The organism is Microvirga solisilvae, assembly GCF_022808595.1.
GTDB lineage: Bacteria > Pseudomonadota > Alphaproteobacteria > Rhizobiales > Beijerinckiaceae > Microvirga > Microvirga solisilvae.
Genome location: NZ_JAKUCN010000002.1, coordinates 459653 through 471857, shown reverse-complemented (window position 1 = coordinate 471857; position 12205 = coordinate 459653). Strand labels below are relative to the sequence as shown.

Here is a 12205-nt window from a genome sequence, read left to right as displayed (position 1 = left end):
ATTCGGGAGTTCACCCATGAAGACCATGAAGGGCCCTGGCCTCTTCCTCGCGCAATTCGCAGGCGATGAAGCGCCGTTCAATTCTCTCGATTCGATCTGCCGATGGGCCGCCTCTCTTGGCTACAAGGGCGTTCAGATTCCCACCTGGGACGCACGCCTCATCGATTTGAAGAAGGCAGCGGAATCGGCGGCCTATTGCGATGAGATTCAAGGCATCGTCCGTTCGCACGGCATGGAGATCACCGAACTCTCCACGCATCTTCAGGGCCAGCTCGTGGCCGTACACCCTGCCTATGACGAAGCCTTCGACGGATTTGCCGCTCCCGAAGTCCGCGGCAATCCGAAGGCGCGCCAAGCCTGGGCCGTCGACCAGATGATGATGGCGGCGAAAGCCTCGAAGCGTTTGGGTCTGAAAGCCAGCGTCACCTTCCCCGGCGCGCTCGCCTGGCCCTTCATGTATCCGTGGCCGCAGCGTCCGGCAGGCCTCGTCGAGACTGCGTTCGAGGAATTGGGACGCCGCTGGAAGCCCATTCTCGATGCCTATGAAGATGCGGATTGCGACGTGGCTTACGAGATCCATCCCGGCGAGGATATCCATGACGGTGCCACCTTCGAGCGCTTCGTGGATGCGGTGGGCGGACACAAGCGCGCCTGCATCAATTACGATCCGAGCCACTTCCTGCTGCAGCAGCTCGACTACATCGCCTTCATCGATCTCTATCACGAGCGCATCAAGGCGTTCCATGCCAAGGACGCGGAGTTCAATCCGTCGGGTCGTGTCGGCGTCTATGGCGGCTACGAGAGCTGGATCAACCGCGCGGGCCGCTTCCGTTCCCTCGGCGACGGACAGGTGGATTTCAACGCCATCTTCTCCAAGCTCGCGCAGTACGATTACGATTCCTGGGCCGTGCTGGAATGGGAATGCGCCCTGAAGCATCCGGAAGACGGTGCGCGGGAAGGCGCTGAATTCATCAAGGCGCACATCATCCGCGTGACGGAAAAGGCCTTCGACGATTTCGCGGCTGGCGGAACGGACGAGGCGGCGAACCGCCGCCTGCTCGGCATCTCTTAAGGGAGACGGCATCATGACCATCGCAGGATCACGGGACCAGAAGCTCAACCGCCGTCTTCGCCTCGGCATGGTCGGCGGCGGACGCGGCGCCTTCATCGGCGCCGTGCATCGCATCGCCGCGCGCATCGACGACCGTTGGGAGTTGGTGGCCGGCGCACTCTCGTCGGACCCTGAGCGGGCGCGCCTGTCGGGTGAGGACCTGCTCCTGCCACAGGACCGCAATTACGGCAGCTTCCAGGAAATGGCGCAGCGCGAAGCGGCGCGCGAGGACGGTATCGATGCGGTTTCCATTGTCACGCCGAACCATGCGCACGCGGCAGCCGCCGAAGCCTTTCTCAAGGCTGGCATCCATGTGATCTGCGACAAGCCGCTCACCACCACGCGGCAGGAGGCCGACAGGCTGGCGCAGCTTGCGCGCGAATCCGGACTGATCTTCGCCGTCACCCACAATTACACCGGCTATCCGCTCGTGCGACAGGCCCGCGCCATGGTGCAGGCGGGCGATCTCGGCGCGATCCGCGTCGTGCAGGTGGAATACGCACAGGACTGGCTTGCCACGCGTGTCGAGGAAACCGGCAGCAAGCAGGCCGAGTGGCGCACAGACCCTTCCCGCTCGGGCCCAGCAGGCGCCGTCGGCGATATCGGGACCCATGCCTTCAACCTTGCCGAGTTCATTGTCGCAGACGAGGTCGCGTCCCTCTCAGCCGAACTGCACACCTTCGTGCAGGGTCGGAAGCTCGATGACAATGCGCATATGATGCTGCGCTTTGCCTCCGGCGCGAAGGGCATGCTCTGGTGCAGCCAAGTGGCGGCGGGCCTCGAGAACGGCCTCAAGATCCGCGTCTATGGCGAGAAGGCTGGCCTCGAATGGCATCAGGAGAATCCGAACCTGCTGTTCTTCTCGCCGCTGGGAGAGCCGCCCCAGATCATCCGCCGCAACGGCTATGGCGCCAACGATGTGTCGCGCGCGGCCTCGCGCATTCCTGGCGGGCATCCGGAAGGCTATCTGGAAGGTTTCGCCCAGCTCTATACCGATGTGGCCGAGCAGATTGCAGCCCGCATCGAGGGACGTGAGCCCAACCCGTTCTCCCTGCAGGTGCCCAATGTCGAGCACGGGGTGCGCGGCGTGCGCTTCATCGAGGCCGCCGTTCGCTCCTCGCAGGAAAAGGCCGCGTGGGTCGACCTGTGACCTTCTGCTGACGATCCGTTGCCTTTGCCCGAAGGCAGCGGATTTTTCGTCACGGCCCATGCTCTATCCGCACAGATCCTGGCCTCACGCCTTGAAATCATCTCCGCAATCATGACGTATAGGGCTGACCAAGCCCTCTCCGGAAACCCGACCCCGTCATGGCCGCGCACGACCATCATCATCATGCCCTCGAGGAACTGAACGATACGCAGAAGCGCGTTCACCGGATCCTGACCGCTGCTCAGAATCCCCTCTCGGCCTATGAGGTGCTCGACAAGATGCGGTCCAAGGGCGCTGTGACGCCCCCGACGGTCTATCGCTCCCTCGACAAGCTGATCGAGAAAGGCTTGGCCCACCGGCTCGAGAGCATCAATGCCTATGTGGCCTGCAAGCACCCCCACCATCACGAGATGGCGGCCTTCGCCATCTGCGAGAATTGTGGCCTGGTGACAGAGTTCAGCGACCCGGGCATCAATGAGCGGCTCCTGCAATGGGGCGACGAGAATGCCTTCTGCTCCAAGAAGGTTACCGTAGAGATCCGGGGTCTCTGCGAAGCCTGCTCGAAGTGACTTCTTCTGCTGGAACCTTCCCACTTTAGAAACGTTACTACGGTGCAATAGCTGCACTCTTAGGGAATCTGTCTGCCAAATCGCCAGCTTCCGTTGGGTAATATGCGTAATTGCAATAGTTGATTGCAACGATAACACATTGTCTGCAAGACGCTTACCCTATATGAATATGTAGGTTCTGAAATAACAGGAGCGTGGACCATGAATACCCGAGCCCTCAGAAAAGAAGAAGAAGAGAATCTCCTCCGTCGCGCCGATGATCTGTGCCGTCAGAACAATCTGCGCCTGACCCCGATCCGCGAGCGGGTTTACCGCGAGCTCGTCCAGAGCGGCGGCCCGGTCGGCGCCTATGATCTCGTCGACCGTCTCAGCAGCGACAAGAAGCGCCTCGCCCCGGTCACGATCTACCGGGCTCTGGACTTCCTGCGCGATGCAGGCCTCGTTCACCGCCTCGCCACGCAGAACTCCTACGTGGTCTCCCATGGCCAGCCGTAAGTGAACGCCATGAAGATCATGTTCGTGGATTCCAAGACAGGCGAGACCATCGAGGTCCATTCCACGGAAGTGGCCGAAGCCGTCCGCAAGGCCGCCGAACAGGCCGGCTTCCGGTCGATCTCGCCCTTCATGGAAGTCGAAGGCGAGATGACCCGCCAGGCTTAAAAAGCCGACACCGGAAATTAGAAAAGGCGGAGACGTTAAGCGCCTCCGCCTTTCTCTTTGACTTCATCATGAAAAAGGCCGGGTTCCTCACCCGGCCTTTTCGTTTTTACTCCGCTGCGAGAGCTTGGCGGTGGGCGGGCTCATGGCTCGCCTTCGTGCCCCGCACGGTCTCCTTGGAGATGTAGGTGTAGAACATCGGCACCACGAAGAGGGTGAAGATCGTGCCGATGGACATGCCCGAGGCGATCACGAGACCCATGGAGAAACGAGCCGCCGCACCCGCGCCGCTGGCATAGAGCAGCGGAGCGACGCCGAGCACCATGGCGGCCGTGGTCATGAGAATCGGACGCAGACGCACGCGCGCGGCTTCCTGGATGGCCTCACGCTTGCTGACGCCGTTCTTCTCCTTCAGTTCGTTGGCAAACTCCACCATGAGAATGCCGTGCTTGGTGATCAGACCCACCAGGGTGATCAGACCCACCTGCGTATAGATGTTCAGCGTAGCCAAGCCGAGATTGAGGAAGATCATGGCGCCGAACATGGAGAGCGGCACCGACATCATGATGATGAACGGATCGCGGAAGCTCTCGAACTGCGCCGCCAGCACCAGATAGATCACGATGATCGCGAGACCGAAGGCGAGGAAGATCGAGCTTCCCTCCTGGATCTCGAGGCGCGACTGACCGGCATAATCCTCATAAAAGCCCTGGGGCATGACCCTTTGCGCGATCTCGCGCAGGGTCGCCAGGCCTTCCGAGGTGGTGACGCCAGGCAGAGGTAATGCGCCAACCGTTGCCGAGTTGAGCTGGTTGAACTGCTCGATCACTGCCGGCGCCGCATCTGTCTTGATGCTGACGAGGGCGGAGAGCGGCACCATCGAGCCGTCCGAGGCGCGCACATAATACTCAGCCAGACGCTCCGGATTGAGGCGATCCTGCTGGCGCACTTGGCTCACCACGTCATAGCTGCGGTTGTCGCGGTCGAACTTGGAGATCGACGCACCGCCGACGAGGGCACCCAGGGTGTTGCCGATCTCGGAGACCTGAACGCCCAGCGCCGCCGCACGATCACGATCGATCACGATGCGGGCACGCGGCGTCTCGTAGGAGATCGAGTTCTGCACCACGATGAACTTGCCGGACTTCATCGCTTCCTTGCGAATCTGTTCCGCGACCTCATAGGCCTGAGAGGAATCGCCGATGGTGCGCAGCACGAACTGGATCGGCAGGCCATCGCCGCCGCCGGGCAGGGACGGAGGCGCGAAGGCGAAGGCCTGAACGCCGGCGTTCTGATTCAGCAAGTTCTGAATTTCCTGCTTGGTCGCCTCGCCTTTCTTGTCGCGCTCGCTCCATTCCTTGAGCTTGAAGCCGAAGAAGCCTGCGCCACCGCCGTCGATGCCGACGATCAGGAAGCTGTCATCGATCTCAGGAATCTTCTCGGCCGCATTCGTGAATTGCTTGGAGAAGGCCTGGGTGTATTCGGCGGTTGCGTATTTCGGCACGTTCAAGATGCCGAGATAAGCGCCCTGATCCTCTTCCGGCGCCAGCTCGGAGCTGGTCTTCGTGAACAGGAACACCGTGGTGCCGAGCAGCACCGCAACGATCACGAGAGTGACGGCGCGATAGTCGAGCGAACCCTTCAGGCGCCGCGCATACCAGTTCTCGAGCCGCGTGAAGGTGCGATCGACGAAGGCGGCGAAACGGCTCTGCGAGCCATGCGACTTCAGGAGCTTCGAGGACATCATCGGCGAGAGGGTCACGGCGACGATGCCCGAGATGATGACGGCGCCGGCTAGCGTGAAGGCGAACTCTCGGAAGAGCGAGCCCGTCAGGCCTTGGGTGAAGCCGATAGGCGCATACACAGCCGCGAGCGTGATCGTCATCGAAACGATGGGGATGAAGATTTCCTTCATGCCCACGATCGCCGCTTCGACAGGTTTGAGCCCTTCCTCGATATGCCGGTGAATGTTCTCCAGCACCACGATGGCGTCGTCGACCACGAGACCGATGGCCAGCACCATGGCGAGCAGGGTCAGGAGGTTGATCGAGTAACCCAGCGCGTAAAGGAAGAAACACACGCCGATCAGCGAGAGAGGAATCGTGACGACCGGGATCAGCACCGAACGGAAGGAGCCGAGGAACAGAAGGATCACCACCACGACGATGAGCGCTGCTTCGCCGATGGTCTTGAACACCTCTTCGATCGATGCCGAGATGAAGTTCGAGGCGTCGTAAACGATCTCCACCGTCATGCCCTTGGGCAGGGTCGGACGGATCGAGTCAATGGCGCGGGTCACTTCATCGGCAACGGTCAGCGGGTTGGCGGAAGGCGTCGGCACGATGCCGATGAAGGTGCCCTCGCTGCCGTTGAAGCTGACGATGGTGTCGGTGCTCTTAGGGCCAAGTTCCACATCCGCCACGTCGCGCAGGCGCACGACCTGGTCGCCGTTGGAACGGATCGGCAGCGCGCCGAAGGTATCGGGCGTCTGCAGCGTGGTCTGCATGTCGAGCGTGTAGGCGACGTATTCGTTCTTCGTCTTGCCGGGAGCGGCGAGGAAGTTGTTGGCGTTGATCGCCTGCACCACATCGCCCGCCGTCACGCCGCGCGAAGCGAGCCGCACAGGGTCGATCCACACGCGCATGGCGAAATCGCGCCCGCCGAGAATTTCGGCGTTGCCGACGCCTTCGAGCGTCGCGAAACGCGGCTGCACGACACGGGTCAGGAATTCCGAGACCTGTTCCGAATTCATCTCCGTCGAGCCGAAGGTGATGTACATGAGGGCGAAGCTCTGGCCCGTGCCCTTCATGATCACCGGATCCTCAGCCTCCTGCGGAAGCTGCGCGCGGATCTGCTGCACCTTGGCGGTCACCTCGGTGAGAGCGGCGTTCGGGTCGGTGTTCAGGCGCATGCGCACGGAGACCGTGCTGACGCCCTGACGGCTCTGCGTGGTCACGTAATCCACGCCTTCCGCGCTCGAGACGGATTTGGCGATGGGCGTGCTGATGAAGCCCTGGATCAGGTCGGCGCTGGCGCCGACATAAGCCGTCGTGACCGTGATCGTGGTCTCCTTGACTTCCGGGTACTGACGCACCTGCAAGTTCATCAGACCCTGCGCACCGAGCAGCAGGATCAGGAGACTCACCACCATCGACAGAACGGGGCGGCGGATGAAAAGCTCTGTGAAACTCATGACGTTTTTGCCTATTGCCCGTTCGCGAGCTTGGTCGCGTCGAGCTTCGTCACATCAATGGTATTGTCGATCTTGACGGTGGCGCCGGACTGCAGCTTGTTCTGCCCTGAAGCCACGACCTGCTGACCCGGCTGGATGCCCGAGAGAACTTCGAGCACGCCACCACGGCGGCGGCCGGTCTTCACGAAGACCTGCTTGGCGACCTGGACCTGATTGCCCGCCCGCTCTTCCTGCTCGACCGTGTAGACGTAATCCCCGTACAGGCTGGTGATGACAGCCGTCTGTGGCACGGTGATGACGTTGGGCTGCTCCGGCAGAACGACTTCCACATGGAGGAACTGACCCGGCAGGATCGCCCTGTCCTTGTTGTCCTCGATGAGAGCCTGCACGGAGACGAGGCGGGTCTTGGGATCGACGCGGGGGTCTTTGCCGATCACGCGGCCCTTGAAGGGCAGATTGGTCTCATTCACGCCTAAGCGCACTTCCTGATCGAGCTTGACCTGCTCTGCCATCTGCTCGGGCACCGTGAAGTCGACCTTCATGGAATCGAGATCCTGGAAGCTCGCGATCACGGAACCGGGCTGCAGATACTGGCCCACATCGACGCGCGGAATGCCGATCACGCCGGAGAACGGCGCCTTCAGAGCCTTCTGCTCAATGGTGGCTTCCAGACGCGCGAGGCGCGAGCGTGCTGCGGCAAACAAGGCACTCGCCTGATCGAGATTGGCCTCCGTGCCATAGCCGCGGTTCGACAAAGCCTTGGCGCGCTCGAAGGCACTCTCCGCCGTCTTGACGTTGGCTTGAACATCCTGGATGTCCGCGCGCTCGACCGTGTCGTCGAGCTGAACGAGCACATCGCCCTTCTGGATCTTCTGGTTCGCCTTGAACTTGATCTCCTTGACGATGCCAGGAGTCTCGAAGGCCAGCTCGACGCCGTTGGCGGCCTTGGCCGTACCGATGGCGCTGATGCTCGGGGTCCAGGTCTTCGCCTCAACCTTGGCCGCGGACACCGTCTGGGCCGGCGGCTGCATGTTGGCGAAGAAGTCCTTGATCATCTTGTCCCGGAAGAAGTTGAACCAAATCAGCCCGGCACAGAGCAGGATCGAAAGAGTAAAGACGAGACCGACTACGAGGCGCCGTTTCATGGGCTTCTTCCAGAAGTTACAGGCCCGCCGGGCGGGCTACAGACATAAGATGAGGGTGCGGCAATAGCTCAACTTGCCCTTGACGCCAATGCCGCGGCAGCATTTATATACCGACTGGACGGTTTAGTTGCAAGAGTTGCCAAACATGGAAAACACCCGAGGCCGCAAGAGTTCCCGCGAGAAAATTCTCGACGCGGCTGCGGAGCTTGTTGCGGAAATCGGGGCTGGCCGTCTGACCCTCGATGCCGTGGCCGAAAGGGCAGGCCTCAGCAAGGGCGGCCTCCTCTACAACTTTCCCAGCAAGGATGCGCTGCTTCAGGCCATGATCCAGCGCATGATCGACCAGGTGACCGAATCCCGGGAGGCTTTGCGCGCCCAGATGGAGCCTGGCCCCAATCTGGAGGCGCGCCTCGCCACCAAGACTCTTCTTAACATGTGCTGCGGCGGAAAAATGCAGGAAGTCGCGACCGGGTTGATGGTCGCGACTGCCGAGAATCCCCGTCTTCTTGACCCCGTTCGCACGGTGATCGCTGAAACGTTGGATCGTCTCAAAGCCAATTCCGATGATCTCGATGCCGCGCTTCTCGGCTGGCTCGCGGTCGAAGGCCTCAGCAATCTCGAGATGCATAACCTCAGCCCCTTCTCCGATCAGGATCGCGAGCGGATCGTCCAGCTCATCAACCGCCTGCTCACGAAGGGCATCGCATCCTGAAGCATCGAAGCGCTTTTGCGCTCCAGGCTCTAAGCCATCCAGGACGGATCGCTCAGAACCTCGTCCGTATGCTCGCCCAAACGCGGCGAGGGACGCGACGCCGCCATCGGCTCGCCGTTCATGACGATAGGCGAGCGCACGGACGGAATAGTCCCGCCCTTCGCAACCGCTGACGGAAGATCGAGCCTCATGCCGCGCGCGATCACCTGGGGATCGGCGAACACATCCTCGACCGTGTTGATCGGGCCCGCCGGCACACCCTGCTTTTCGAGCGCCGACAGCAATGCCTCGCGCGTCGTCTCCAGGGTGAGTTTCGTCAGAACCGGCACGAGTTCGGTGCGATGGCGCACACGACCCGCATTGGTGGCAAAGCGCTCGTCCTGCGCCAGTTCGGGCTGGCCCAGAACGGCGACGAAGCGAGAAAATTGGCCGTCATTGCCGACCGCCACGATGACGTGACCGTCTGCGACCGGAAACACCTGATAGGGCACGATGTTGGGATGCGCGTTGCCCATGCGGCGTGGCGATTTGCCGGAGGCGAGATAGTTCATCGCCTGGTTGGCGAGTACGCTCGTCTGCACGTCAAGCAACGCCATGTCGAGATGCGTGCCCTCCCCCGTCACGTCGCGCTGGCGTAAGGCTGCCAGAATGCCGACCACCGAATAGACTCCGGTGAAAATATCGACGTAAGCCACGCCGATCTTCTGCGGCTCACCCTCAGGATCGCCGGTGAGATCCATGATGCCGCCGAGGCCCTGGATCATGAAATCGTAGCCTGCACGCGCCGCATAAGGTCCGTTCTGACCGAAGCCCGTGATGGAGCAATAGACGAGGCGTGGATTGACGGCTTTCAGGCTCTCGTAATCGAGACCGTATTTCTTCAAGCCACCGACTTTGAAGTTCTCGATCACCACATCCGCATGTGACGCGAGCTTGCGCACGAGCGCCTGCCCCTCTTCGCTTTCGAAATCGACCGCGATGGAACGCTTGCCGCGATTGCAGGAATGAAAGTAAGCCGCCGAGAGATCGCCGCCATCCGCTGCCTCCACAAAGGGAGGACCCCAGCCGCGCGTGTCGTCACCCGCACCGGGACGCTCCACCTTCACCACATCGGCGCCGAGATCGGCAAGCAACTGGCCGACCCAGGGACCGGCGAGAATGCGGGCGAGTTCGAGAACCTTCAGGCCCTTAAGGGGGCGATTTTGCTGCTCTTTCAAGGGCGCGCACCTTTTCTATAGGTGATTGAGCCTCGCAAGAAATCCTCGCCTTTTTCCAGTCGAGACAGGTTTTCTTGCAGTATGCATTGCGGGGCTTGATCCAGCTTCAAGGTCTCGACCTGCGAGCCCTTTAATGTCTCAGCGACGGCGGGATCTTCGAGGTCGCAAAGAACATAGGCTGAGCTTTGGCAAACCCTCATATCGGGCCAACAGACGGCCTTGATCTTAGAATGAGTGACCGGACCATACATCGCGGCTGTATATCGGTACTGCTCATCTTGCCAACCTGCTGGTCCGATCGGGGAAATGATCAGGCCCACAGATAAAGCCTTTTCATCCTTGAGATCAGCACCTTTGGCAATTCCGATGCTGAACGTCAGAGACAAGGATGCAAGCACTACGACTCGCTTCACATTCTTAATCCATCACGGCATCGAGGCCGCGCTTCAATCCGGTGAAGGACGAGACGCGACGTGCGGCGAGCAGCGTGCCGGTCACATAAGGCGCGGCGGACGATCCGGCATCGTGACGGATGACGAGCCGCTCGTTGTCCGCGCCGAACACGGCCTCACACGAGAGGACGAAGGATGGCATGCGCAGTGAATGAACCTGCACAGGCTCTTTCGCGCCGAGAGCGCCACCGCGCGTTTCCTGCACGCCGGTGAGCTCATCGACGGCTTTCGACGTTGCAGGCTGGCGGACTTCACTCAGAAGCTCAGCGAGTTCACGCGCCGTGCCGGAAGGCGTGTCGGGCTTCTTCGCGGAAGCGTAATCGATCACTTCCACGTCAGGCACATAGCGCGCGGCTTCAAGCGCGAAGCGGCGCAGCAGCGTCGCGGTGATCGAGAAGTTTCCGGCTGCGAGCACACCGCGTCCGGCTTTCTGCGCGACAGCATCGATCTCTGCGTATTCTTCCGCCGAGAGACCCGATGTGCCGACGACCACATGACGGCCATGCGCGAGTGCGGTCAGGGCATGCGCCTTGACCGCATTAGGCTTGGTATAGTCGATCACCACGTCGGATGGTGCTTTCAATGCCTCTTCAAGGGTTGCGCTGATCGTCACGCCAAGACGGGAGAGGCCTGCGGCCTCTCCTGCATCCTGACCTGCAGCGCTGCGGCTCACCGCGCCCGCCAGTTCCAGATCGTCGGCGGCTGCAATCGCAGCCACCAGGGCCTTGCCGACCCAACCTGTTGCTCCTGCGAGCGTGATGCGAAGAGGCATCGCTAAGTCCTTTCTTAGAAGAAAGCCTGCAGACCCGTCTGTGCGCGACCGAGGATGAGAGCGTGCACGTCGTGCGTGCCCTCATAGGTGTTCACCGTCTCCAGGTTCTGCGCGTGGCGCATCACGTGGTATTCTTCCTGGATACCGTTGCCGCCATGCATGTCACGAGCCTGGCGGGCGATGTCGAGCGCCTTGCCGCAATTGTTGCGCTTCACGAGGGAGATCATCTCCGGCGCCATGCGGCCTTCATCGAAGAGGCGGCCGACGCGGAGCGAAGCATGGAGGCCCAGCGTGATCTCGGTCATCATGTCAGCAAGCTTCTTCTGCACGAGCTGGGTTGCTGCCAGCGGCCTGTCGAACTGCTTGCGGTCGAGCGTGTACTGGCGAGCGCGATGCCAGCAATCTTCCGCCGCACCCAACGCGCCCCAGGAGATGCCGTAGCGCGCGCGGTTGAGACAGCCGAACGGACCCTTCAGGCCCGACACGTTCGGCAGCAGCGCATCCTCACCGACCTCGACGCCGTCCATGACGATCTCGCCGGTGATGGAAGCACGCAGGGAGAGCTTTCCGCCGATCTTCGGCGCGGAGAGGCCCTTCATGCCCTTGTCCAGCACGAAGCCGCGGATCTCGTTGTCATGCGCTTCCGACTTCGCCCACACCACGAACACATCGGCGATGGGGGAGTTCGAAATCCACATCTTCGTACCGGTAAGGCGGTAGCCCCCGTCGATCTTCTGCGCGCGGGTCTTCATGCCAGCGGGATCGGAACCTGCATCCGGCTCGGTGAGGCCGAAGCAACCCACGAATTCGCCCGAGGCCAGCTTGGGCAGATACTTCTTACGCTGCTCCTCGGAGCCATAGGCGTAGATCGGATACATGACGAGCGAGGATTGCACGCTCATCATGGAGCGGTAGCCGGAATCGACGCGCTCTACCTCACGGGCGACAAGGCCATAGGCGACGTAGGACGCGCCGGCGCAGCCGTAATCCTCCGGCAAGGTCACGCCGAGAAGGCCGAGCTCGCCCATCTCGTTGAAGATCTCGCGGTCCGTGCGCTCCTCGCGATAGGCGTCGATCACGCGCGGCAGGAGCTTGTCCTGAGCATAGGCGCGGGCCGTGTCGCGGATCATGCGCTCGTCGTCGGTGAGCAGATCGTCGAGGAGGAGCGGGTCCTCCCACTTGAGCTTCGCGAGTTCGTGCTTTGCGCCGGCCATGATGAGCATTCCT

General features: G+C 61.5%; 12 protein-coding genes. 6 read left to right on the top strand and 6 right to left on the bottom strand.

Features of this window, described 5'->3' with window-relative positions:
• The first annotated feature begins 16 nt into the window (after positions 1–16).
• The 5 genes from MJ639_RS06825 to MJ639_RS06805 all read left to right on the top strand — a co-directional run bounded on the left by MJ639_RS06825 (position 17) and on the right by MJ639_RS06805 (position 3490).
• On the top strand, positions 17–1072 hold the full coding sequence (locus MJ639_RS06825; RefSeq protein WP_243369570.1) for a sugar phosphate isomerase/epimerase family protein: 1056 nt from the start codon (positions 17–19) through the stop codon (positions 1070–1072).
• A 13-nt stretch (positions 1073–1085) separates the two neighbouring features.
• The gene (locus MJ639_RS06820) at positions 1086–2261 is read left to right on the top strand and encodes a Gfo/Idh/MocA family protein (RefSeq protein ID WP_243369568.1); all 1176 of its coding nucleotides are present in this window, start codon (positions 1086–1088) and stop codon (positions 2259–2261) included.
• Positions 2262–2419: 158 nt separating this feature from the next.
• The gene (locus tag MJ639_RS06815) at positions 2420–2830 is read left to right on the top strand and encodes a Fur family transcriptional regulator (protein WP_243369566.1); all 411 of its coding nucleotides are present in this window, start codon (positions 2420–2422) and stop codon (positions 2828–2830) included.
• Between the two features lie 201 nt (positions 2831–3031).
• The gene (locus tag MJ639_RS06810; RefSeq protein ID WP_243369564.1) at positions 3032–3325 is read left to right on the top strand and encodes a transcriptional repressor; all 294 of its coding nucleotides are present in this window, start codon (positions 3032–3034) and stop codon (positions 3323–3325) included.
• Between the two features lie 9 nt (positions 3326–3334).
• Positions 3335–3490, top strand: coding sequence for a hypothetical protein (locus tag MJ639_RS06805; RefSeq protein WP_243369562.1), 156 nt, complete (start codon positions 3335–3337; stop codon positions 3488–3490).
• Positions 3491–3596: 106 nt separating this feature from the next.
• On the opposite strand, the gene MJ639_RS06800 is transcribed toward MJ639_RS06805, so the two are convergent.
• Together MJ639_RS06800 and MJ639_RS06795 are read right to left on the bottom strand one after the other, a co-directional pair.
• Positions 3597–6680, bottom strand: a complete 3084-nt coding sequence (locus tag MJ639_RS06800; protein ID WP_243369560.1) for an efflux RND transporter permease subunit — start codon at positions 6678–6680, stop codon at positions 3597–3599.
• An 11-nt stretch (positions 6681–6691) separates the two neighbouring features.
• On the bottom strand, positions 6692–7825 hold the full coding sequence (locus MJ639_RS06795; RefSeq protein WP_243369558.1) for an efflux RND transporter periplasmic adaptor subunit: 1134 nt from the start codon (positions 7823–7825) through the stop codon (positions 6692–6694).
• A gap of 145 nt (positions 7826–7970) precedes the next feature.
• Between MJ639_RS06795 and MJ639_RS06790 the strand changes: the two genes are divergently transcribed.
• Complete coding sequence (locus MJ639_RS06790; RefSeq protein ID WP_243369555.1) at positions 7971–8537, top strand: TetR/AcrR family transcriptional regulator; 567 nt, start codon at positions 7971–7973, stop codon at positions 8535–8537.
• Positions 8538–8566: 29 nt separating this feature from the next.
• Here MJ639_RS06790 and MJ639_RS06785 read toward each other — a convergent pair whose 3' ends face one another.
• From MJ639_RS06785 to MJ639_RS06770, 4 genes are read right to left on the bottom strand one after another with little or no spacing between them, the layout of a single operon-like run.
• Positions 8567–9754, bottom strand: a complete 1188-nt coding sequence (locus MJ639_RS06785) for a CaiB/BaiF CoA transferase family protein (RefSeq protein ID WP_243369553.1) — start codon at positions 9752–9754, stop codon at positions 8567–8569.
• Positions 9751–10167 carry a hypothetical protein gene (locus MJ639_RS06780; RefSeq protein WP_243369551.1) on the bottom strand — a complete coding sequence of 139 codons (417 nt, stop codon included), beginning with the start codon at positions 10165–10167 and terminating at the stop codon, positions 9751–9753. Before MJ639_RS06780 ends, MJ639_RS06785 begins: the two co-directional genes overlap by 4 nt.
• 4 nt (positions 10168–10171) lie before the next feature.
• Positions 10172–10978: a 4-hydroxy-tetrahydrodipicolinate reductase gene (gene dapB / locus MJ639_RS06775; RefSeq protein WP_243369549.1), complete on the bottom strand. Its 807-nt coding sequence runs from the start codon at positions 10976–10978 to the stop codon at positions 10172–10174.
• 14 nt (positions 10979–10992) lie between these two features.
• A complete protein-coding gene (locus tag MJ639_RS06770; RefSeq protein ID WP_243369547.1) occupies positions 10993–12192 on the bottom strand; it encodes an acyl-CoA dehydrogenase in 1200 nt (399 codons plus the stop codon).
• Between the last annotated feature and the right edge of the window lie 13 nt (positions 12193–12205).